At 34.5% G+C, this 23865-nt stretch carries 25 protein-coding genes; 16 read left to right on the top strand and 9 right to left on the bottom strand.

Annotated elements, in window-relative coordinates:
- Positions 1 to 15: 15 nt before the first annotated feature.
- The gene (locus BMY96_RS07960; RefSeq protein WP_092851136.1) at positions 16 to 1248 is read right to left on the bottom strand and encodes an LVIVD repeat-containing protein; all 1233 of its coding nucleotides are present in this window, start codon (positions 1246 to 1248) and stop codon (positions 16 to 18) included.
- Positions 1249 to 1578: 330 nt separating this feature from the next.
- Between BMY96_RS07960 and miaB the strand changes: the two genes are divergently transcribed.
- From miaB to groL, 8 genes are all read left to right on the top strand, one after another.
- Positions 1579 to 3027 carry a tRNA (N6-isopentenyl adenosine(37)-C2)-methylthiotransferase MiaB gene (gene miaB / locus BMY96_RS07955; RefSeq protein ID WP_092851135.1) on the top strand — a complete coding sequence of 483 codons (1449 nt, stop codon included), beginning with the start codon at positions 1579 to 1581 and terminating at the stop codon, positions 3025 to 3027.
- 7 nt (positions 3028 to 3034) lie between these two features.
- Positions 3035 to 3511 (top strand): hypothetical protein, encoded by a 477-nt coding sequence (locus tag BMY96_RS07950; protein ID WP_092851134.1) that lies wholly within the window; start codon positions 3035 to 3037, stop codon positions 3509 to 3511.
- A 32-nt stretch (positions 3512 to 3543) separates the two neighbouring features.
- Complete coding sequence (locus BMY96_RS07945; protein ID WP_092851132.1) at positions 3544 to 4815, top strand: sigma-54 interaction domain-containing protein; 1272 nt, start codon at positions 3544 to 3546, stop codon at positions 4813 to 4815.
- Between the two features lie 74 nt (positions 4816 to 4889).
- Complete coding sequence (gene lptE, locus BMY96_RS07940; protein ID WP_092851131.1) at positions 4890 to 5396, top strand: LPS assembly lipoprotein LptE; 507 nt, start codon at positions 4890 to 4892, stop codon at positions 5394 to 5396.
- A gap of 25 nt (positions 5397 to 5421) precedes the next feature.
- Positions 5422 to 6381, top strand: coding sequence for a DUF8458 domain-containing protein (locus tag BMY96_RS07935; RefSeq protein WP_092851130.1), 960 nt, complete (start codon positions 5422 to 5424; stop codon positions 6379 to 6381).
- Complete coding sequence (secG, locus tag BMY96_RS07930; protein WP_092851129.1) at positions 6381 to 6737, top strand: preprotein translocase subunit SecG; 357 nt, start codon at positions 6381 to 6383, stop codon at positions 6735 to 6737. The genes BMY96_RS07935 and secG overlap by 1 nt, the downstream gene beginning before the upstream one ends.
- 141 nt (positions 6738 to 6878) lie before the next feature.
- Positions 6879 to 7154, top strand: coding sequence for a co-chaperone GroES (locus BMY96_RS07925; protein WP_092851127.1), 276 nt, complete (start codon positions 6879 to 6881; stop codon positions 7152 to 7154).
- Between the two features lie 122 nt (positions 7155 to 7276).
- Positions 7277 to 8908: a chaperonin GroEL gene (gene groL, locus BMY96_RS07920; RefSeq protein WP_092851126.1), complete on the top strand. Its 1632-nt coding sequence runs from the start codon at positions 7277 to 7279 to the stop codon at positions 8906 to 8908.
- Between the two features lie 95 nt (positions 8909 to 9003).
- Here the strand turns inward: groL and BMY96_RS07915 are convergent, their stop codons facing one another.
- The 8 genes from BMY96_RS07915 to xrtF all read right to left on the bottom strand — a co-directional run bounded on the left by BMY96_RS07915 (position 9004) and on the right by xrtF (position 14881).
- Positions 9004 to 9354 (bottom strand): ribose-5-phosphate isomerase, encoded by a 351-nt coding sequence (locus BMY96_RS07915; RefSeq protein WP_092851125.1) that lies wholly within the window; start codon positions 9352 to 9354, stop codon positions 9004 to 9006.
- A 19-nt stretch (positions 9355 to 9373) separates the two neighbouring features.
- Entirely contained in the window at positions 9374 to 9739 is a 366-nt protein-coding gene (locus BMY96_RS07910; RefSeq protein ID WP_092851124.1) for a DUF2200 domain-containing protein, read from the bottom strand.
- Positions 9740 to 9748: 9 nt separating this feature from the next.
- Positions 9749 to 10144 carry a heavy-metal-associated domain-containing protein gene (locus BMY96_RS07905; RefSeq protein ID WP_092851122.1) on the bottom strand — a complete coding sequence of 132 codons (396 nt, stop codon included), beginning with the start codon at positions 10142 to 10144 and terminating at the stop codon, positions 9749 to 9751.
- An 83-nt stretch (positions 10145 to 10227) separates the two neighbouring features.
- Complete coding sequence (locus BMY96_RS07900) at positions 10228 to 12480, bottom strand: TonB-dependent receptor (protein ID WP_092851120.1); 2253 nt, start codon at positions 12478 to 12480, stop codon at positions 10228 to 10230.
- Between the two features lie 123 nt (positions 12481 to 12603).
- Positions 12604 to 13329 (bottom strand): heavy metal translocating P-type ATPase, encoded by a 726-nt coding sequence (locus BMY96_RS07895; protein ID WP_092851119.1) that lies wholly within the window; start codon positions 13327 to 13329, stop codon positions 12604 to 12606.
- Between the two features lie 93 nt (positions 13330 to 13422).
- Positions 13423 to 13824, bottom strand: coding sequence for an HYC_CC_PP family protein (locus BMY96_RS07890; protein WP_092851118.1), 402 nt, complete (start codon positions 13822 to 13824; stop codon positions 13423 to 13425).
- 84 nt (positions 13825 to 13908) lie between these two features.
- A complete protein-coding gene (locus BMY96_RS07885; protein WP_092851116.1) occupies positions 13909 to 14337 on the bottom strand; it encodes an exosortase F system-associated membrane protein in 429 nt (142 codons plus the stop codon).
- The gene (gene xrtF / locus BMY96_RS07880) at positions 14330 to 14881 is read right to left on the bottom strand and encodes an exosortase family protein XrtF (RefSeq protein WP_092851115.1); all 552 of its coding nucleotides are present in this window, start codon (positions 14879 to 14881) and stop codon (positions 14330 to 14332) included. Before xrtF ends, BMY96_RS07885 begins: the two co-directional genes overlap by 8 nt.
- 69 nt (positions 14882 to 14950) lie before the next feature.
- Here xrtF and BMY96_RS07875 point away from each other — a divergent pair, with 69 nt between their 5' ends.
- From BMY96_RS07875 to def, 8 genes are all read left to right on the top strand, one after another.
- Positions 14951 to 15409, top strand: coding sequence for a GAF domain-containing protein (locus BMY96_RS07875; RefSeq protein ID WP_092851114.1), 459 nt, complete (start codon positions 14951 to 14953; stop codon positions 15407 to 15409).
- Between the two features lie 252 nt (positions 15410 to 15661).
- Positions 15662 to 17194, top strand: a complete 1533-nt coding sequence (gene purH / locus BMY96_RS07870; protein ID WP_092851113.1) for a bifunctional phosphoribosylaminoimidazolecarboxamide formyltransferase/IMP cyclohydrolase — start codon at positions 15662 to 15664, stop codon at positions 17192 to 17194.
- A gap of 326 nt (positions 17195 to 17520) precedes the next feature.
- Positions 17521 to 18549, top strand: a complete 1029-nt coding sequence (locus tag BMY96_RS07865; RefSeq protein WP_019388210.1) for a rod shape-determining protein — start codon at positions 17521 to 17523, stop codon at positions 18547 to 18549.
- A gap of 21 nt (positions 18550 to 18570) precedes the next feature.
- Positions 18571 to 19383 (top strand): rod shape-determining protein MreC, encoded by an 813-nt coding sequence (mreC, locus tag BMY96_RS07860; RefSeq protein ID WP_092851111.1) that lies wholly within the window; start codon positions 18571 to 18573, stop codon positions 19381 to 19383.
- Positions 19384 to 19890 carry a rod shape-determining protein MreD gene (gene mreD / locus BMY96_RS07855; protein ID WP_092851110.1) on the top strand — a complete coding sequence of 169 codons (507 nt, stop codon included), beginning with the start codon at positions 19384 to 19386 and terminating at the stop codon, positions 19888 to 19890.
- The gene (gene mrdA, locus BMY96_RS07850) at positions 19887 to 21824 is read left to right on the top strand and encodes a penicillin-binding protein 2 (RefSeq protein WP_092851109.1); all 1938 of its coding nucleotides are present in this window, start codon (positions 19887 to 19889) and stop codon (positions 21822 to 21824) included. The genes mreD and mrdA overlap by 4 nt, the downstream gene beginning before the upstream one ends.
- A complete protein-coding gene (gene rodA, locus BMY96_RS07845) occupies positions 21824 to 23101 on the top strand; it encodes a rod shape-determining protein RodA (protein ID WP_092851107.1) in 1278 nt (425 codons plus the stop codon). The genes mrdA and rodA overlap by 1 nt, the downstream gene beginning before the upstream one ends.
- A gap of 64 nt (positions 23102 to 23165) precedes the next feature.
- The gene (def, locus tag BMY96_RS07840) at positions 23166 to 23792 is read left to right on the top strand and encodes a peptide deformylase (protein ID WP_092851106.1); all 627 of its coding nucleotides are present in this window, start codon (positions 23166 to 23168) and stop codon (positions 23790 to 23792) included.
- The last annotated feature ends 73 nt before the right edge of the window (positions 23793 to 23865 follow it).

Raw genomic sequence — 23865 nt, 5'->3', positions numbered from 1 at the left:
CAACATTTAATTAACTTAGTTTAGTTTGAAAGCGCTAATTAAACTAACGTCGTTTTCTTTATATTCATATTGATATAGGGTGTTATTGCCAATCATTAGCAAACTTTCTTCCAAAGGAATAACATCTTTAGCCTGAGCATCTTTTAAGGTATTTACCAAAACCAAATCTTTAGGCGTTTCTCTTTTAAATAGTTTTAAACCCGCCGTACCATCGCACACATATAGCATATTTTCCTTTACACCCAAACCATAAGGATTCTCTAAGGTATAGCGTTTCGCTAATGTAGGCGTCGCTTTATCGCTAATATCGATAACCTCTAGTACACTTTCTAGTTGTCCACAAGCATTACCACCACGCAAGGTTAAGTAAGCATAGTCGCCATCTACCACCACCGGATCGCAACCTTCCCAATGCGTAAACTCCGAAACATACTCGGGCAACTTCGGGTTATCTAAAGTATAAATATACATCCCATTCGTACTACCTAAATACAAATATCCATCGGCCTGAAACATAGTTTCTATATTCCATCCCGCATATGTTGTATTTTCTAACACAGGTTCCTTTAAATTTTGAATATTAAAAATAGCCATTTCATAATTGCCCACCGCATATAAATACTTATTTACAATTTGAAAACGCGCCAACGAACCACCTACGCCCGTTATAGACTCCGCATTAGAAACTAACGCATCGCCATCAAAAAACATAACATCTGTATTTTTTTTACGACGCTCGGTAACCAAAGTCCATCCCACAATAATATCTTCATTATAGTCAAATTTACCAAAATCTACAGCCTGAGCCTCAAGAGGAATATCGTAATCATAAACATTAAAAACATCTTCTAGTCGTTCAACAAACTCAACATTATTAATATCCCTAATATCAAAAACAACCAAATCGGTAGCACTATCAGCACATAAAAACCCATCTTTAACCGAGATATCTTCGTTACCAGGAATTTCTATAAATTTTACAGCCTCAGGCGATTTAGGGTTGGAGTTATCAATAACATGAATACCGTTATCTACATCGCTAATAAAAATATAATCGCGATACACATAAATTTTACCAACGGTCTCAATGCTTTTAGGCGCATCAATTTTTACGGCGCTCCTAAAGGCAGACTTACTCATAAGTTGCGGTGTGGCAACTTGTACAAACTCATAATCGTCGTCATCATTATTATCGCAAGACCAAACAGAAACAAGCAGAGATAATAATAAAAGGTAATTAAATTTCATAAGCTAGGTGTTTTATAAAAGATACAAAAACATAGAAAGGTTGCGTAAATAATTTAAGTTTCTTTTTTAGGCGCAACCCAAAAGTGTCGGGCCAAAAGCCTGTCTTGAGCTTAGCCGAAAGACTACAAGTACTCGCGCCTCCTACGTCAGGCTCTGGGCTATCCACTTCTATCCCTAGCGCGCTTACTCAAAACCGCTTAGCATAACCCAACAAAACTTAAAAAATCACAGCTCAAAATAAGATATAAAATCAAACTGCCACTTTGTCACTAAATGCAAATTTATTGTATCTTTGCATACTTATTGACCCGGTAGAAATATCGACACACTATGGAAAAGATAATAGACGAAAATAAACAAGGCCAATCTTTAGTTATAGAAAAAAAAGAAGGCAACAAACGCAAACTTTTTATCGAGAGTTACGGCTGCGCCATGAATTTTAGCGATAGCGAAATTGTAGCATCTATAATGGCAAACCAAGGCTTTAACACCACACAAAACCTAGAAGAAGCCGATTTGGTTTTAGTAAACACCTGCTCTATTCGCGATAAAGCAGAACAAACGGTACGTAAACGCCTTGAAAAATATAACGCCGTAAAACGCGACCATAACCCAAACATGAAGGTTGGTGTTCTAGGCTGTATGGCCGAACGCTTAAAAACTAAATTTCTTGAAGAAGAAAAAATAGTAGACCTGGTAGTTGGGCCAGATGCCTACAAAGATTTACCAAACCTTCTTGCCGAGGTAGACGAAGGTAGAGATGCCATAAACGTTATCCTCTCTAAAGAAGAAACCTACGGCGATATCGCACCAGTACGTTTAAACACAAACGGCGTTTCTGCATTTGTTTCCATTACTCGTGGCTGCGATAATATGTGTACTTTTTGCGTGGTACCGTTTACTCGCGGTAGAGAGCGTAGTAGAGACCCACAAAGTATTATTGAAGAGATAAACGACCTATGGAGCAAAGGCTATAAAGACATAACTTTACTTGGGCAAAATGTAGATAGTTATTTATGGTATGGTGGCGGCCTTAAAAAAGATTTCGAAAAAGCCAGCGACATGCAAAAAGCAACAGCTGTAAACTTTGCTAGTCTTTTAGAAATCTGTGCTAAAGCACAACCTAAAATGCGTATTCGTTTCTCTACATCCAACCCGCAAGATTTAACTTTAGATGTGGTTAAAACCATGGCTAAACATCAAAATATCTGTAACCATATCCACTTACCAGTACAAAGTGGTAGCAATCGTATTTTAAAAGAAATGAATCGCTTGCATACCCGCGAAGAGTACATGGAATTAATTGATAACATAAGGCAAATCCTTCCTAACTGTGCTATAAGTCAAGATATTATTGTTGGTTTCCCTACCGAAACAGAAGCCGATTTCCAAGATACCATTTCCTTATTAAAATACGTGAAATACAATTTTGGTTATATGTATAAATATTCTGAGCGTCCAGGAACTATGGCTGGTAGGAATATGGAAGATGATGTTCCTGAAGAAACCAAAAAAAGAAGACTACAAGATATAGTGGATTTACAGCGTTTACACAGCGAAATTAAAACTAAAGAATGGCTGGGTAAAACGGTAGAAGTACTTATTGAAAAGGAATCTAAAAAATCAAATCAGCAATGGTCTGGTCGCACCTCCGAAAGTATTGTATGCGTATTCCCAAAAGACGCCTATAAAGTTGGCGATTTTGTAAATGTAAAAATTACCAATTGTACAAGTGCAACACTTATTGGAGAAGCTGTAGGATACTCGCAAAACAATTAAATGTATTATGAGCAAAAGTCTAACATTATTTTTAGGATTTGCATTTGTATTATCCACTAATTACGCTCAAATTAGTGCAGAGTTAAACGCGGTACACACCAATTATCTTGCAATTACTAATACAATAAAAGTTAAAACACTTGCATCTAACCTTTCTTTTAATTCTAATAAGCTTATAAATTTATTAAACAAAAAATTTGGTTTATTTAACGAAGCATCAAAAGGTAAGTTAGGCGTAACCTACCGGTGGAAACATATTGATTTAAAAAATACAAATACCGAAGATGGTTCTATTATTATCTACAATTCGCATTCCGATAAAAAACAAGAACATCTAAATGGAAAAATCACGTATATTAAAATACCAATTATAAATATTTACATTTTAGACAAACACAATAAAAACATTTTAGATTCAAGTAAAAATGAAACTAAAATGATAAAATATTTTAAAAAGCTTATTAATAAAGCAAGTAAAAATTAACTAAAAAGATTCCCATTTAATGGGTAATTATTATGGAATCAATTCAAGCTATAAAACAACGTTTTGGAATTATTGGTAATAACCAAGCGCTAAACCGCGCTATCGAAAAGGCCATACAAGTAGCGCCTACAGATATCTCGGTTTTGGTTACCGGAGAAAGTGGTGTTGGAAAAGAAAGTATTCCAAAAATAATACATCAATTATCGCATAGAAAACACAACAAATATATTGCTGTAAACTGTGGTGCTATTCCAGAAGGCACAATAGATAGTGAGTTGTTTGGGCACGAAAAAGGAGCCTTTACGGGTGCCACACAAACCCGCGAGGGCTATTTTGAAGTTGCCGATGGTGGCACCATTTTTTTAGATGAAGTTGGCGAATTACCATTAACTACTCAAGTACGATTATTACGTGTTTTGGAAAATGGCGAATTTTTAAAAGTAGGTTCAAGTAAGGTGCAAAAAACCAATGTTCGTATAGTAGCTGCTACCAACGTAAATATGTTTGAAGCTATCGAAAAAGAAAAATTTCGAGAAGATCTATATTACAGACTAAGCACGGTAGACATCAACTTGCCACCACTAAGAGAGCGTCAAGAGGACATTCATATTTTATTCAGGAAATTTGCTAGCGATTTTGCATTAAAATATAAAATGCCTACTATAAAATTAACCGATAATGCCGTTCAAGTTTTACTAAAACACCGCTGGGGCGGAAACATTCGTCAATTACGTAATATAGCCGAACAACTTTCGGTTTTAGAACAAAACCGAACGGTAAGCGCAGAAACACTGCAAGGATATTTACCAGCCACATCCGGCACTAATTTACCTGCTGTTATTAAAACATCTAAATCGGAAAGCGATTTTAGTAGCGAACGCGAAATTTTATATAAAGTCCTTTTCGACATGAAAGCCGACCTAAACGACTTAAAAAAGTTGACTATGGAACTCATGAAAAACGGCAACGTTAAAGATGTTGAAAAAAATAATGAAAGCCTAATTCAAAAAATTTATGGCGACACCGATGATGAGGATATCGATTTTAAAGAACCAGATACAAACAGCGACCTCATTGCTATTGCAGAACATAACGCCAGTAAAGACTCAACAGCACCTGTACAAGACAAGTATTACTTTGCCGAAGAAATTGAAGAGGAAGAAACGCTCTCTTTACACGATAAGGAATTGGAATTAATTAAAAAATCGCTTGAACGTCACAACGGAAAACGTAAATTAGCTGCCGAAGAATTAGGGATTAGCGAGCGCACACTTTATCGAAAAATTAAGCAGTTCGATTTATAACATTAAGTAAAGTTATTCGTTACAATTACACTATAACAAGCACAAAAACTATAAGTTACACACCAACTTAACAAATGAAACATTTAAATCACATCATTATCCTGCTATTAACTTTAACTTTATTTAGCTGTGGCATATACTCATTTACAGGAGCATCAATTCCTCCTGGCACAGAAACTTTTCAGGTAAACCGATTTGAAAACACAGCTTTATTAGTAGAACCCGGTCTAGAAAACGATTTTAAAATAGCCCTTGAAGACTATATTTTAAACCAAACCAATTTAACGCTAAACCCAAATAACGGTGATTTAATTTATGAAGGCGAAATTACAGATTATAGAATTTCGCCTACTACGGCAACCTCTGCAAATACAGCAGCTCAAAATCGACTAACAATTAGTGTTAAATTACGTTTTTTAAACACTAAAAAAGAAGAAGACGATTTAGAACAAAGTTTTTCTTTTTTCTATGACTACCCTGCAAGCACACAATTAATTGGAAGCGTAAAAACAACAGCACACGAAGAAATATTTGAACGTATAACTCAAGACATGTTTAATGCTACATTAGCAAAATGGTAGTAGTTTAAAAAATAAGGCACAACCAATGAATCAAACAGATTTTACATATATTTTACAACATCCGCAAGCCATTTCGCATGAGCAAACCGAGGCTGTAAAATCTATTATTGATAGGTTTCCATATTTTCAAGCTGCGCGTGCTATTCACTTAAAAGGATTAAAAAACCAAAGCAGCATTTTATACAACCAAGAGCTTAAAACAACAGCTGCTTACACAACCGATCGTAGTATTTTATTCGATTATATAACCTCTGAAGCTTTCATTCAAAATGAAATATCTAAGGCCATTAAAAGAAATACAGAAAGCTTAAAAGGCATCTCTGTAAATGTTGAAGATATCTCGGTTAACCGCAGTGTAACCATCGATGATATTTTAAAACAACAAATTAAAGATACCGATGGCGTTTTAGACCCTGCTTTATTTGAACCCAAAGAATATAGACCTAAAAAATTTACAGGTTTTAAATTAGACGAATCAGAAGAAATCGAAAACACTAACAACGAAAACAAAACCCAAGAAGCAACCGCCGAAGACCTTTTAAACCTCGGACAACCACTTCAATTTGATAAAAAAGAAACGCATTCTTTTAACGAGTGGCTAAAACTCTCGAAGTTTAAACCTATTCAACGCGAGCAAGAAGTAGAACCAAGCACACAGCAGGAAACACCCGATAAAGACTCACCTTCAAAAGGATTAGCTAAGTCCGAAAAGTTTCAACTTATCGATAAGTTTATAGCTAAAAACCCAAAAATAACACCTAATAAAACAGCGCCTTCCAAAGGAAACTTGGCAAACGCACAAATGATACAGCCAGAAGCTTTAATGACCGAGACTTTAGCGCGTATTTATGTTGAACAAAAAAACTACAAAAAAGCAATTCAATCATATAAAATTTTAAGTTTGAAATATCCAGAAAAAAGTAGTTTCTTTGCAAACCAAATTAAAGCTGTAGAGCACATACAAGAACAAAATAATAGAGAATAATGAGTACGTTTACAATATTTTTAGTCCTTATAGTAGTTGTAGCATTTTTGCTAATCGTTGTAATTATGGTTCAAAACCCTAAAGGTGGCGGATTATCTTCATCTTTTGGTGGAGGCGGTACACAACAATTAGGTGGTGTAAAAAAGACAACCGACTTTTTAGATAAAAGTACATGGACATTAGCAACTTTGCTATTAGTATTAATACTAGTATCAAACATTGCCATTGACAGAGGAAGTGCAGGAGTAGAATCTAAAGCATATGACGCCGATGCACCAAGTACACAACCTTTACCAGCTGTACCTACAACAACTGACACAACAACTGCAACGCCAGAGGATTCTGTAGCAGAGTAATTTTAGGACAAAAACAAACAAAAAATGCCAACTTTATAAGTTGGCATTTTTTGTTTCTGCAAGTTTGTCAGTTAGCAAGTAATGGCACATTTTTAGCACCGTCCTTAAACGTTAATATTAATTATAAAAAACTATATAAAAATGTCATTAAACATTAAACCCTTAGCAGATCGTGTTCTAATTGAACCTGCTGCTGCCGAAACAAAAACAGCTTCAGGAATTATTATTCCAGATAATGCCAAAGAAAAACCACAAAAAGGTACTGTAGTTGCTGCTGGCCCAGGAACAAAAGACGAGCCTATTACAGTTAAAGTTGGAGACACCGTTTTATATGGAAAATATGCAGGAACAGAACTTAAACTTGAAGGTAATGATTATTTAATCATGCGTGAGAGTGATATATTGGCAATTATCTAATTGCAAATTCCAAAAAATTAAAAAAACAAAATTCCAAAAATTCTCAATAAAACATTCTAATTCCAATTTTGGGATTTTAAATTTTGAAAATTGAGATTTAAAAATTTTAAAAAATTTTCATTATGGCAAAAAACATAAAATTTGATATCGAAGCGCGCGACGGTTTAAAACGTGGTGTAGATGCATTAGCCAATGCAGTAAAAGTAACTTTAGGTCCTAAAGGACGTAACGTAATTATTTCTAAAAGCTTTGGTGCTCCTTCTGTAACTAAAGATGGTGTATCTGTAGCTAAAGAAATTGAATTGGCAGACGAGCACGAAAACATGGGTGCTCAAATGGTAAAAGAAGTAGCTTCTAAAACTAACGATTTAGCTGGTGATGGTACTACAACTGCTACGGTATTAGCACAAGCTATTGTAAAAGAAGGTTTAAAAAACGTAGCTTCTGGTGCTAACCCAATGGATTTAAAACGTGGTATAGACAAAGCTGTTGAAGCCATTGTTGCAGATCTTGAAAAACAAGCTCAAAAAGTTGGTAATTCTTCTGAAAAAATAAAACAAGTTGCTGCTATTTCTGCAAATAACGACGATACTATTGGTGAGTTAATCGCTCAAGCTTTTAGTAAAGTTGGAAAAGAAGGCGTTATTACTGTTGAGGAAGCTAAAGGTATGGAAACTTATGTTGACGTAGTTGAAGGTATGCAATTCGACAGAGGATATTTATCTCCTTACTTTGTAACAGATGCCGATAAAATGATTGCCGATTTAGAAAATCCATACATTTTATTATTCGACAAAAAGATTTCTAACTTACAAGAAATTCTTCCAATATTAGAGCCAGTGGCACAATCTGGTCGTCCTTTATTAATAATTGCAGAAGATGTAGACGGACAAGCCTTAGCTACTTTAGTAGTAAACAAATTAAGAGGCGGATTAAAAATTGCAGCTGTTAAAGCTCCAGGATTTGGAGACAGACGTAAAGCCATGCTTGAAGATATTGCTATCTTAACTGGTGGAACTGTAATTTCTGAAGAAAGAGGATTTACTCTTGAAAACGCAGATTTAAGCATGTTAGGTACAGCCGAAACAGTAACCGTAGATAAAGACAATACAACTATTGTTAATGGTGCTGGAAAAGCTGGAGATATTAAAGCTAGAGTAAACCAAATTAAATCTCAAATTGAAACTACAACTTCAGATTACGATAAAGAAAAACTGCAAGAGCGTTTAGCTAAATTAGCTGGAGGTGTTGCTGTACTTTACGTAGGTGCTGCAAGTGAAGTTGAAATGAAAGAGAAAAAAGACCGTGTTGATGATGCCTTACACGCAACGAGAGCTGCAGTAGAAGAAGGTATTGTTGCTGGTGGTGGTGTTGCTTTAGTTAGAGCAAAATCTGTTTTAGCAAAAATTACAACTGATAATTTAGATGAAACCACAGGTGTACAAATAGTAAATAAAGCTGTTGAAGCTCCTTTAAGAACTATTGTTGAAAATGCTGGAGGCGAAGGTTCTGTAGTTATCAATAAAGTATTAGAAGGTAAAAAAGATTTTGGTTACGATGCCAAATCTGAACAGTATGTTGATATGCTAAAAGCTGGTATTATCGATCCTAAAAAAGTAACGCGTATTGCTTTAGAAAATGCAGCTTCGGTAGCTGGAATGATTCTAACAACAGAGTGTGCTTTAATAGACATTAAAGAAGATGCTCCTGCTATGCCTCCAATGGGCGGTGGCGGAATGCCAGGAATGATGTAATGGTAAATACCGATGCACATTGACTCCTGTCAATTTATAAACTTAAAAGCCTTTGATTTTCATCAAAGGCTTTTCTATTTTATATGTTTCAATTTTTAATTAAACCAAACCGCATAACGTTTTCTGCGTAACTCTAAAGCTAATGCTTCTTCCATTTTTAAAGCTTCGGCTCTAGAACTTATAGGATCGATATGATTGTACAAACTTGGTCTTAAATACGATCCGTATTTCTGTACAATATTGGACGACAACTTATAGCCTTTCCTATTTCTATACCCTGTTTTATGTTGGATGAATCTTTCTTTGGGCGTTTTACTTGTCATACCCACATACAAACATTCCAATACGCCATTAAATTGCGGATTTGCTGCACGAAACTTAGCATTTTCAGTAAACACTCGTTTAGACAATTCTATAACATAAATACGATATTGCGCTTTAGGCATATTTAAAAATTAATTTCACTTAAGATGTTCGTAATATCTTTTCCATCTTTCTACCTCTAGCCAATTCGTCTACCAATTTATCTAAATACCTTGCTTGCCTTGTTAAAGGGTTATCAATATCTTCTATTCTATACCCACAAATAACACCTTTAATTAACTTTGCATTTGGGTTTAATTTAGCCTCTTTAAAAAAGGTTTCAAAAGTCACTTTATCATCAATAAGCTGCTGTAATTTAACCTCATCGAATCCCGTTAACCAAGTAATAACTTGTAAAAGTTCATCTTTCGTTCTACCTTTTTTCTCCACTTTTGCAATATAATGTGGATATACAGATGCAAAAGTTAATTTTGCAACTCGCGCATTATGTTTTGGAGTTGGTTTCATAGTTTAATGTTAATGGTTTTCGCCGTCTTCATGCTTATGCTCATGTTCTTTTTTTGGAGCATGGTCATCAATTATCGCCTCATCACGATATTTACAACATGGGTGCACAGTAGCATAAGCTTCATCGGTAGCCTTAAATGCTTTAGTATCGTGTCCAGCAGCAAGCACTTGCTTTTCTATGGTAGCAACGCTTGTTTTGCGGTCGTCGAAAATTAATTTCAACTCATGGGTGTCTATACTCCAATCGGCAAACTTTACGCCTTTTGTGTTTAAACAAGCCTTTTCAATACGTGCTTTACACATTCCACAAATACCATCTACCTCTATCAATCCTTTGGCATTTTTATTCTGTGCAAATGTTAATGTTCCGGTTAGCATTAAAGCTATTACTAATAGTTTTTTCATGTTTTAATTATTTAATATTTTTAATATCCTCGCTAGAGGTCTCTTAATTAATTTTCTAGTTAATAATTTAAACTTCTATTTTTCTAACGAAGTTTAAATCGCAAGCCAGCATAATACATGCTTCCAAAAATGGGGCCATATACAAAGGTAGAATCAAAATTCGCACCAAAGGGGTCTTCTGCACCTAAAATAGGATTAGACTGCCTTAAATTTGTAATATTCTCACCACCTAAATATACTTCAAATTTTGGAGAAAATACTCGGGTTATTTGCGCATTTAAAGTTGCCACCGTTGGTGTTCGCTCGGGCAATTGATACTGGGTAGGGTTTGCACTTGTATTGGCATAACGTTGGTCGCTTAACCAATTAAAGGTGGTATCAAACTTCCAGAAATCGAGTTTAGTTTCGTTATGTTCGGTCTCGTATCCAATATTTGCAAAAAAGCGATGTTTAGGTGTTAACGGGCGCTCTAATCTGCCCGAATTATAATCGGTTTTTACATCATAAAATTTATAAGCCATTCGCAAATCTACATGCTCAAAAACATTATAATTCAATTCGGCCTGAAAACTATTTGCAAAACTTTTTCCGTCTAGATTATAAAAATTTATCTCGGTAGGGGTTTCCCAATCTACTACAATTTGATTTTTAAAATCGGTTTTATAATAATCTAATGTTATATCGGCTTTCCTACCAAAAAGATTAAAATCTTGTAAATAAGATACGCCATAATTCCATGCAATTTCTGGGTCTAAACCATACACACTTCCTCCTGTATCTAGAATATTAATTTGTCTAGATGTAGAGAACAGTTGTTGGTTTTCGGTAAAAATATTAGCACTTCGTTTCCCTCTACCAAACGATGCTCTAAAGGCCGATTTACTCCAAGGCGAATAACGCGCATGTACTCGTGGTGTTATAAATTCACCTAACAAATTATGATGATCCACACGCACACCTGCGGTAAGATTAAACAGCTCCAAATTATCAAAACTATACTCAAAAAACGCACCTACCGAATTTTCTGTTCTTTCAAAATCTGCATCTAACGCCCCCGCATTTACAAACTCGTCGTAATGATCGTAAGTATAACTAATTCCTGTTTTTATTTTATGTCTAGAATCGCTAATTATAGAGTTATAAATAGCATTAGCATATAAACTGTTATGTGTAATATCATAAGTATTTAAACCAAAATACGAATCTTGTTTATGGCTACTAAACGCCGTTTGCACCCCAATACTTTGCCAAGGAATTTCCGGGTTAACATAACCAAATTTAGCAGAAATCTCGTAACGTTTCGTATCAATTTCGCCACCCCAATTATTGGTAGTTAGCTTATCGGTTTCTGGATTAAAATCCAACTCGCCCATTTGCTTTTCATCATTTAAAAACTTCAAATTAACAAAGCTTACAAAACCCTTTTCTGTATCGGTATATTGCCAACGATTCATCAAGTTAATTTGATTAAATTTTGGCATATCCAAAAAGCCATCGTCATTAACATCATGCGCTCCATTATGTGTATTACCATGAACATACAAACCCGTATGCCATTTATCGCTCACCTTAGTGTTTATGTGTGTATTAAGCTCCAACCGCTCGCTAGATGCGCCGTATAAGTTAACAAACAATTTATCGTCGGTAGATGGTTTAACCAATTCGGCATTAATTTGGCCAGCAATACTTTCAAACCCATTAACCACGCTACCGGCACCTTTGGTAATTTGAATACTTTCCACCCAAGTTCCCGGAATAAAACTTAAACCATAGGCTTGCGATGCCCCACGAATAGACGGGATATTTTCGGTGGCAATTAAAATATAAGGACTCGTTAACCCTAGCATTTTAATTTGTCGTGTTCCCGTCATAGCATCGGCAAAATTAACGTCTATAGAAGGGTTTGTTTCAAAACTCTCCGAAAGATTACAACAAGCCGCCTTTAATAACTCTGCACTACTTACATTAATAACGTTAGCCGATTTATAATACGATTTCGCGGTGGTTTGCTTTCTAGATTTTACCATAACGGCATCTAAATTATCGCTAGGTTGCAACCAATGCTTAATTTTTTTAGGCGCATTAACCGTTAATGTATCTGTTTTAAAACCAACGTAACTTATAATAAGCTTGCGGTATTCTGGCTTGTACGATAGCGAAAAATTACCATCAATATCGGTTACTGTTCCAACCTCTTTACCCTGCCAATAAACGTTAGCACCTGCCAACCCTATTTCTTGGGTTTTATCGTAAGCATCAAGTATTTTGCCTGTAATTTTTTCTTGCGAAAACAGCAAAACCGGAAGCATTACAATTATATATATAATTCTTTTCATTCTTAATAAATTTAATTTGGGCGTTACCCACAAGGGGTCGGGCTTTCACTACTCGCTCCTCCTTAGGTCGGGAGCTTAAACATGCCGTTCAATCCCTAACGCAAGGGCTAACACCATTTTATATTAATTCGATAATAACATAATCACAGCCATTACAATCATAATGCTGTTTTCAATAAAAGTAGCTTTAGTCATAGGGAGTTTTAATGCCGTTCCTAAGCAGGCACATTGTATAGACTTTTTATCTAGCAATGTTTTTGTTACTCCAATAGTGGTAATTCCTAAAACAACTAAAGTGATAATTAATGCAAATAAAATTTCAATGCGCATTAAAAACATAACACCAAGCCCCAATTCTATAAACGGATAAACCCAACCATAAGCAGGAATTGCTTTAGCTAGCGGATCGTACATTTTAAATGATTCTGGAAACCCTTTTAAATCGAGGAGTTTGAAAAAACTAAACACAATATAGAATAAGCCCATAAAATCGAGCATAAAACCAGTTGTATCCCAAGACTTGTAGTTTAGTAAAACAGAAGCTGCAATGATATAACCAAATATTAAAAACAAAGGAAAGAGTTGTTTTAATTCTGATTTTTCTGCTTCTGCTTGAGTTGAAGCCGTATTGAAAACATTAGATGCTTTCTTTTCTAGTATCGTATATTTTTCAGGTAATGCGTTTTGAATTTCCTTTAAAGCAACATGCCTATTCATTTCAATAACGGCTTCAGTTGTTTCTAAATCTACTGATGCTTTTGTAACACCATCAATCGCATTTAATTTGGTTTCAACAGAGGTTCTGCAGCCATTACAGGTCATGCCTGTAACTGTATATGTATGTTTCATTTTGAAATTTATTTGAATTAATAAACCTTTTTATATTTCCGCGAAAGCGAAAACCTAAAACCCCTTACTTATGAGGCTTAAAAAATCTATAAATCAAATAATAAAAACTTGGTCTAAAACCTGAATATCAGTGACCAAATTAGGTGGAGAATAATCTTTATGTGGGATAGTTTGTTTTGGCAAACTCGCAAAACAAGATATATAGCTGTATGTAAAAGCTGCAAGAAATTGCTGTTTTTCAAAATCTAAATCTTCAAAGGTAGATACTGTTAGTTCATCTTGTCCTTTAAAAACATCAATCTCGTCTTTACAACATGTTTTCTTTAAAAGCACTTCTAAAGCTTCCATTTCGCACTTTTGGGCATCAGCAAACATAGATACAGCTACTAAAACATCACCACAAAAATGCTTTTCAATGGTAAAAGATACCGTCGAAAACAATACGAGTAATGCCATTAAGGCCGAAAAACTTTTATGTAATAGTGCTTTTATCACGCTGCAAAATTACGAAAAATTCGAGACTCTACGGCCCATTTATAAAATGATTAACACTTCGGTTTTATAAAGTACTGGGTAGATTCAGTTTTTAATATTGTGGTAATAAAACGCTGGCAATAGCAGTATTAAAAGTATTGGCTGTATTAAAAACCTACGGATATTAAAAAACAAATAATAGTCCTCTTGCCTTGGGTTAATTACAAAATACAGATAAAACACCATGAGTGCTAAAAAGGCTAACACATAAATTAAAGCAGAAAATTTTATAATGCTTTTATCTTTAAATACAACCAACAAAATAGCCAATGAAACTACCGTGTTTAAAGCATAGCGCAACGTTGTAAATCCAACTAATTTTGCTATTTCGCGTCGTGGACTATCAATATATAAATAGTCGTTTTGAAAAAAAGTTAAATACGGATCGTAAAACAAAACGTCTTCATAAAACCGTATTAAAACCAGCAGGACAACAAACACTAAAACCAATATGGTTGCTACAATTTTATGCATCCTTTTTATTTAATTTAGAAAAGCGGTTTACCCAAAAAACCCATAATAAAAATACCATACCGTAAATTATTCCAGGAAAAACCACGGTATGCAAAACATCTTCATATTCGGGGTAATAATACAAGCCAATGGTTAACACCACAATGCGCAATACGTTTACAATATAGACCAGAACACTACCAGAAAGGATGTAAAATAGCGTTGTTTTTAGTTTCCCTGAGAAAGCCACAATAAAGGCTATAAACAAGATAATTACACTAAAGCCATTACAACCTTCTATAATTCTTGCTACGTACTTTCCATTTAATAATACTTTCATGGATGGCTCATCTGGATGTGGTAGCACTTGCGTAGGGTAACCAAAACCATTTAATAAGTTTTCGGTTTGCGCAGCCACTAAATGCGTAAAATAATCTGGATAAAATTTAGACCCGTCCGAAAACTGTAAATACAACTTATAACCTACTGATAATACGGTATAAACCAACAAAAACGTAAGGATAAATTTTATTACCGACCTGTATTTTACAAAAAGTGCCTTCAAAAATAAATTTTAAAACTGAATATCGAAATTACACCTTTTTAAATACTTTTACCAAAAACTTTTACAGTTATGTCTTTAGAAAAATTAAAACCACAAATAGAAACCATAGTAGCCAATTCTGAAAAAACGGTAGACGAACGCCTTTTAGCTATTTGCGAATTACTTGAAAACCACGTAGAATATTACAATTGGGTTGGTTTTTACTTTAGAAACGGTACCAAAGAAGAACTACACCTAGGCCCATATGTTGGCGCACCAACAGACCATACCGTTATTCCTTTTGGTAAAGGCATTTGCGGACAAGTTGCTGTTAGTAACCAAAACTTTGTGGTACCAGATGTTAGCGCTCAAGATAATTACATTGCTTGTAGTATAACCGTAAAATCTGAAATTGTTGTGCCTATTTTTGTGAATGGCGAAAATATTGGACAGATTGATATCGACTCGAATACCATAGATCCGTTTACTGAAAAAGACGAACGTTTTTTAGAATTTGTAAATAAAAAAGTTGCACAGATACTATCTTAAAAACTCCAAAAATTACATAAACTAAATGCCAATAGGGAAAGTCATTCCTTTTAGGATTTAGAATATGTTTTTTTTGGAATTTGTTTTTCTTGTTAACAACTTCGCGATTTCGTTAAAAAAAGGGCGTCTTTTTTAAGAATTAGGCGCTTATTTTATTGAATGAAATACCTACTTTTGCGAATAATTACAAACTTTAGCAAAAAACGCTATTAACTAACAAGAATTTCATTCTAAAACTTTAAAAAAGTACCAATGAGCAACGAAAAAACTATTAAGTCGGCATTAATATCTGTATTTAGTAAAGATGGTTTAGAGCCTATTGTAAAAGAACTAGATAAACAAGGTGTAACCATTTATTCTACAGGTGGTACAGAAAAATTTATTAACGATTTAGGTATAAAAGTTGTTCCGGTGGAAGATGTAACATCTTACCCTTCTATTTTGGGCGGTCGTGTAAAAACTTTACACCCAAAAGTTTTTGGAGGAATTTTAAACAGACAAAACCACGATGGTGATGTTGCCGAATTAGCAGAATACGAAATTCCACAAATTGATGTGGTTATTGTTGATTTGTATCCGTTTGAAAAAACGGTAGCATCTGGAGCTAGCCAACAAGATATTATTGAAAAAATTGATATTGGAGGTATTTCTTTAATACGTGCGGCAGCTAAGAATTTTGCCGATGTGATATGTGTATCTTCTGTTGATGATTATGCTGAGTTTTTAGAATTAATTTCTGAAAACAATGGTTCTATTTCTGAAGAAAACAGAAAGCGTTTTGCTGGTAAAGCGTTTAACGTATCGTCGCATTACGATACAGCTATTTTTAACTACTTTAACCAAAATCATGAAGAGGCTGCGTTAAAAATTAGCGAAACTAAAGGTAAAGTGTTACGTTATGGCGAAAACCCACACCAAAAAGGATTCTTTTTTGGGAATTTTGATGAGTTATTTACAAAACTTCATGGTAAAGAATTAAGCTATAACAACCTTTTAGATGTTGATGCGGCAGTTAACTTAATGTTAGAGTTTAAAAATGACGCACCTACATTTGCCATTTTAAAACATAACAATGCATGTGGTTTAGCACAACGCGACACTTTACACCAAGCTTATGTTGATGCCTTAGCAGGCGATCCTGTTTCTGCTTTTGGTGGTGTATTAATTAGTAACAAAGAAATTGATGCTGCTACGGCCGAAGAAATTCATAAGTTATTTTGTGAGGTTGTAATTGCACCTGCTTTTGCTGCTGATGCTTTAGAGATACTAAAAGGTAAAAAGAATAGAATTTTATTAGAAATTCATGATGTTGAAATGCCTAAAATGAATGTAAGAAGCTGTTTAAACGGTGTTTTACTTCAAGAAAGAAATAATATTACTGATACTGCTGAAGGTTTAAAGAACGTTACCAATACGGCACCTACACAAGAGCAAATAGACGATTTAATTTTTGCTTCTAAAATTTGTAAGCACACAAAATCTAACACCATTGTTTTAGCTAAAAACAAACAATTATGTGCAAGCGGAACAGGACAAACTAGTCGGGTTGATGCCTTAGAGCAGGCTATACATAAAGCAGGCACTTTTAAATTTGATTTAAACGGAGCTGTAATGGCAAGTGATGCTTTTTTCCCGTTTCCGGATTGTGTTGAAATTGCTAAAAATGCAGGTGTTAATGCAGTAATTCAGCCAGGTGGTTCTATTAAAGATCAACTAAGTATTGATTATTGTAACGATAATGGTGTTGCTATGGTAATGACAGGTACACGCCATTTTAAACACTAAAACAAAATTATTGTTGCTCCTTAACGTGTTTAATTTTTAATAAGTTTTAAGTTTTTAGTACACCGGAGCGCGTTAGGGATTGAACGGTATGTTTGAAATCCTTTTTGTTTTTCCTTAAAAAAAACAAAAAGATTGAGTAGTGAAAGCCCGACCTTTTTAGGTAACGCCATAATTTTAAAACAATAGTCTAAAAACCGATGAATAACGTATAACAAACAGTGACATTATTTTGACAAGAATTTGAACCGGTTAAAAGTCATATATTTAGTAACTTTTATTACATTTACGGGATTCGTTTTTAAACCATATAAAATATTTAATAGCACATGGGATTTTTTGATTTCTTAACTGAAGAAATTGCAATAGATTTAGGTACTGCAAACACACTTATTATTCATAACGACAAGGTTGTGGTTGACGCACCCTCTATAGTAGCCCGCGACAGGATTTCTGGTAAAATTATTGCCGTTGGCCAAGAAGCGAGTTTAATGCAAGGCAAAACCCATGAAAATATTAAAACCATTAGACCACTTAAGGATGGTGTAATTGCAGATTTTGACGCCTCGGAGCAGATGATTAGTATGTTTATTAAAAACATACCGGCTTTAAAAAAGAAGTTTTTTACTCCTGCTTTACGTATGGTTATTTGTATTCCTTCTGGAATTACAGAGGTTGAAATGCGTGCGGTAAAAGAAAGTGCAGAACGTGTTAATGGTAAGGAAGTTTACTTAATTCACGAGCCTATGGCTGCGGCTATTGGTATTGGCGTGGATATTATGCAACCAAAAGGTAATATGGTTGTTGATATAGGTGGTGGTACTACCGAAATTGCTGTTATTGCTTTAGGTGGTATTGTTTGTGATAAATCTGTAAAAATTGCAGGTGATGTTTTTACAAATGATATTGTGTATTACATGCGTACACAACACAATCTTTATGTGGGTGAGCGTACTGCCGAAAAAATAAAAATTCAAATTGGTGCTGCTACTGAAGATTTAGAATTACCTCCGGAAGACATGAGTGTTCAAGGTCGTGATTTATTAACAGGAAAACCAAAACAGGTTTCTATATCGTACAGAGAAATTGCTAAGGCTTTAGATAAATCGATACTTCGTATTGAAGATGCGGTTATGGAAACCTTATCGCAAACGCCTCCAGAATTGGCTGCCGATATTTATAACACGGGTATTTACTTAGCTGGTGGTGGCTCTATGCTACGTGGTTTGGATAAGCGTTTATCGCAAAAAACAGATTTACCGGTTTACATTGCCGAAGATCCTTTACGCGCCGTGGTAAGAGGTACCGGTATTACACTTAAAAATTTACCTAAATACAAAAGTGTATTGATAAAGTAATAGCTTAAAAGAGGCAGCCCAATGCAACAAATTATTAATTTTATAATAAGAAACAAAAACTTTTTGTTGTTCTTGTTGCTGTTTGGTATTTCGCTTTTATTTACAATACAATCGCACTCCTACCATAAAAGTAAGTTTATAAATTCGGCTAATTTTTTAACCGGAGGTGTTTACAATTCTGCTAATAATATTTCGGGGTATTTTAGCCTTAAAGCTCAAAACGAATTGCTTACCGCCGAAAACAAAAGGCTAAGAAAACTACTTTTAAATGTTAATACTAACGCCGACTCTACATTTATTGACAGCCTTACATTTAGCGAAGATTATAGATTTTATAGCGCAAATATTATTAAAAACAGCTACTCGCTAAATAACAATGTTTTAACTATAAACAAGGGGCGCAATGATAGTATTAAACAAGATTTTGGTGTAATTTCATCTAAAGGTATTGTTGGTATTATAGATAAAACTAGTGGCAACTACGCCACCGTTATCTCTATTTTAAATGGTACAAGTAGCATTAGCGCACAGTTAAAGAAAACAAACCACTTGGGCTCGTTAATTTGGGATGGTAAAGATTCTAAATTCACACAACTTATCGATATACCTAAAATAGCCAAAGTAAAAGCTGGAGATACTATTATTACTTCTGGGCAGTCCTCAATATTTCCCAAAGGTGTGCCTGTAGGAACCATTGAAAGTTTTAAGCTAGACCAAGCTGAGAATTATTACGAAATTAACGTTAGATTGTTTAATGACATGACTAGTATTGAGCATGTGTATATTATAGAAAACGCTAATAAAGAAGAAATTTCTAATCTACTAGGTAACTAAATGAATAGTATTTTCTCCATACATACCATCCGCTTTGTAGTATTAGTTTTTGTGCAGGTTTTAATACTAAATCATATAAACTTTTCAGGGTATATAAACCCTTATATTTATATCCTATTTATTGCCCTATTTCCTGTTAAAAACAACCGTATTGTTTTAATCTTGTTAAGTTTTTTACTAGGTTTAACCGTAGACATGTTTTTAGACACAGGCGGTATACATGCCGGAGCTTGTGTATTTATAGCTTACGTAAGACCACTAATTTTAAAATCGTCTTTCGGGATGATTTACGAGCACCAAAGTATTAAATTTAACACGGTTGAATTTGGCTCTAAACTCACCTATTTTACCCTGTTAACCGTAATACACCATTTTGTTTTATTTTCGTTAGAAATTTTTAGTGTTTCTAGAATACTTTTAATCCTTCAAAAAACGTTATTCTCAAGTATATTCACTATTTTATTAAGTGTTATTGTAACTATAATTTTTAGTAGAAAAACTAAATGAGACAATTTTTACTCTTTATTACCATAATTGCTGTTGGCTTATTATTTATTGCAAGGTTATTTTACCTTCAAATTTATAATTCTAGCGGACATAATTTGTATGAAGATAATGCTATAAGAAAGGTTTACGACTACCCAAAACGTGGCTTTGTTTACGACAGAAACGGCGAGCTACTCGTAGCCAACCAACCCTCGTACGATGTAATGGTTATACCGCGCGAAGTGGAGCCATTAGACACACTTGAATTTTGCGAATTATTAAAAATTGACAAATCTCAGTTTATAAAAAAATACGAGAAAGCCAGACATTATTCTCCACGATTACCTTCGGTTTTTGTCTCGCATCTTTCCAAAGAAGACTATGCTGTTCTTCAAGAAAAAATGCGGAAATTCCATGGGTTTTATATCCAAAAACGATCCTTAAGAGATTACGAAACGACCATTGGCGCTAATGTATTAGGCGACATTGGAGAGGTTAATCATAGCGATATAAGAAGAGATCCCTATTACAAAATGGGTGACTTAAAAGGAAAACAAGGCGTGGAGGCCTCTTACGAAAAAACATTAAGAGGTGTAAAGGGCATAAAGTTCATACAAAAGGATAGATTTAACAAAAACATAGGCCCTTATAAAGGTGGTAAATTTGATACCATACCCGAACAAGGAAAAGACATTACCATTACCATTGACGCCCAATTACAAGCTTATGGCGAATTGTTAATGCAAAATAAACGCGGTGGTATTATTGCTATAGAACCTGCTACGGGCGAAATTTTATCTATGGTAGCGGCACCAACCTACGATCCTAATCTTTTGGTTGGTAGAGATCGTTCTAAAAACTTTACTAAACTCTACAACGACTCCATTGCAAAACCACTTTTTAATAGAAGTTTACAGGGGGTTTACGAACCTGGATCCCCTTTTAAATTAATGAATGCATTAATTGCACTGCAAGAGGACGTCATAACTCCAGAAGAGACTGTTACATGTTACGCTGGCTATAAATACGGTAATCGTTTTATGAAATGCCACTGCCATAGAGGCACAAGAAACGATATGGTAGGTGGCATACAACGCTCCTGCAACGCCTACTTTGCAAACACATACAGAAAAATTTTAGACAAAACCGGTAATGCTTCCAAAGGGATAGACACTTGGAGTAAGCATGCTCAAAGCTTTGGTCTAGGTAATTTTTTAAATAACGATTTATATGTTGGCCAAAAAGGTAGAATTCCTGATAGAGCCTATTACAAAAATATTTATCCAAATACGTTTTACTCTACTTACACTTTATCCAATGCCATTGGGCAAGGCGAAGTTGCTACAACACCAATACAATTAGCAAACATGGCTGCAGCAATTGCTAATCGAGGGTATTATTTTACACCGCACATTATAAAAAATATTGAAGGCGAAACATTACCAGAACAATTTACCCAACCAAAATACACCACTATAGACCGGGAAAATTTTGAACCCGTAATTGAAGGCATGCTTCAAGTTTATAAAAAAGGAACTGCTGCAAGCTTACAAATTAAGGATATTGATATTTGTGGAAAAACAGGAACGGTTGAAAATTTCGTAAAAATTGATAGCGTAAAAACTCAATTAACAGACCACTCTATCTTTTTAGCATTTGCGCCTAAAAACAACCCAAAAATTGCCATTGCTGTTTTTGTGGAAAATGGGTATTGGGGAAGTAGGTTTGCCGGCCGAATAGCCAGTTTAATGATTGAAAAACATATAAAAGGCCACACCACTAGAAAAGACATGGAAGATTGGCTTTTAAGACATACTCTAGAAAACGAGTATGCCAAACCTTTCTCGGGAGAGTCCTTTGGAATTAACGGTTATACTACTTTGCAAGTTGTAGAAGAGCAAGAGTATTACCGTTTAAAGAAAGAGTTAAACCGGATTAATAAAGCTGAAAGTTGATGGTTAGGAATACTAACAGACATTTTAAATTTGATTGGATTACCATTATTCTTTTCTTTCTTTTAGTAGGTTTTGGTTGGTTAAATATTTTATCGGCTTCGCATACTGGTGTAACTGTAGATTATTTTGATTTTTCGCAACCCTTTGGAAAACAACTTGTATTTATCTTTCTAACCTTTGGTTTAGTCATTTTATTACTTGCAGTAGATGCCAAGTTTTACGAACGCTTTTCTAGTGTTATATATATCATTTCGATGCTCTCCTTAGTCGGGCTTTTTATTTTTGGTAAAAACGTAAATGGAGCCACCTCATGGTATGGTATTGGTGGCATGACCATTCAGCCTAGTGAGTTTGCAAAAACAGCCACAGCCCTAGCCGTTGCAAAATATGTAAGTGATTTAAATACGAATATAAACACCCTTAAAGACCAAATACAAACCTTTATCATTATCATTATTCCGGCTATTTTAGTCTTGCTACAAAACGATACTGGTAGTACAATTGTTTATGGTGCTTTCTTTTTTGTTTTATACCGCGAAGGTTTACCTAAATACTATTTAACTATAGGTATTTCCATACTTATACTTTCTATATTATCCCTAAAATTTGGTGCACTTGTAGCAACAATAACAGCCTTAATTTTTGTTATAGCGTTTCATTTTTTAAGCAAGAATAAGCTACGCATTTTTCAATCTGTCTTCATTTTAATAGCTGCTATAGCTGTATCGTTTGGTGTAAAATTCTTTTACCAAAGTATTTTACAACCGCACCAGCAAGACCGAATAAGTTTATGGTTACGCTTAGAGAAAGACCCAGAAAAACTAGAGCAAATGAAACGTACTTTTGCCTATAACCTTAACGAATCTGAAAAAGCAATAAGCTCTGGAGGGTTAACAGGAAGAGGGTTTATGGAAGGTACAAGAACAACCGGGAAATTTGTACCCGAACAACATACCGACTATATATTTAGTACCGTTGGCGAAGAATGGGGATTTGTTGGCAGTGCATTGGTTGTTATTCTATTCGTTTTACTCCTACTCCGTATTTTACATTTAGCAGAATTACAAAAATCGCAGTTTAGTCGCGTTTATGGCTATGGCGTTGCCTCTATTATCTTTATTCACTTTTTTATAAATATTGGTATGGTTATGGGCTTAATCCCAACAATTGGTATTCCTTTACCTATGTTTAGTTATGGTGGTTCTGGTCTATGGGCCTTTACAATTCTTATTTTTATATTCGTAAAACTAGACTCTAACAAAATAAACGAGTGGTAGCCCTTAATTTGTATTAATTAAAATACGCTTACGTTTATACTAGTTAAATTAAAAAAGCCCGCGCATGTATAAAACAATTACACTTTTTATTATAGGTTTAATTATAGCTAGCTGTACTAGCACGAAGCATGCGTTTAAAAAATCATTTTCCGCTAAGGAAACCGCATTAATCATGAATGCCGATAGCTTAAAACCGATGCGAGTTTACAAGATAAATAACACCAAAGATTCGTTATTATTAAGAAAGAAAAGTGCCTATATAAAACCAAATAGTAAAGACTTGGATTTAAAAACTTTTGTAAAAAGGCTTTATACCACGGTAAGGGATAGTGCATCATTGGGTGTTGGTATTGCTGCGCCGCAGGTTGGTATATTAAAAAACATTATTTGGGTACAACGTTTTGATAAAGAAGATTTTCCTTTTGAAGTCTACTTGAACCCTAAAATTGTTTCATATTCTGAAAAAAAGCAGACTGTAAAAGAAGGCTGTCTTTCTATTCCAAATCGCTCTGAAACATTAGATTCTAGATCGCTTTTTATTACTATAGATTACGATACTATGGCTGCAGAACATAAAACAGAAACCGTTAGCGGGTTTACATCGGTAATATTTCAGCATGAAATAGACCATTTAAATGGCATTTTGTATCTCGATCATTTAAAAAAAGATATAAAAAACACTCGACCTTAATCTGTCCTAAATTACCCATTATTTTATTTGGTAAATAACGATAAAATAATTCTATATATTTGTAATACACAAT

It is taken from the genome of Algibacter pectinivorans, from assembly GCF_900112595.1.
Taxonomy (GTDB): domain Bacteria; phylum Bacteroidota; class Bacteroidia; order Flavobacteriales; family Flavobacteriaceae; genus Algibacter_B; species Algibacter_B pectinivorans.
The sequence above is the reverse complement of the archived record's forward strand: the minus strand, read 5'-3'. Positions and strand labels throughout refer to the sequence as shown.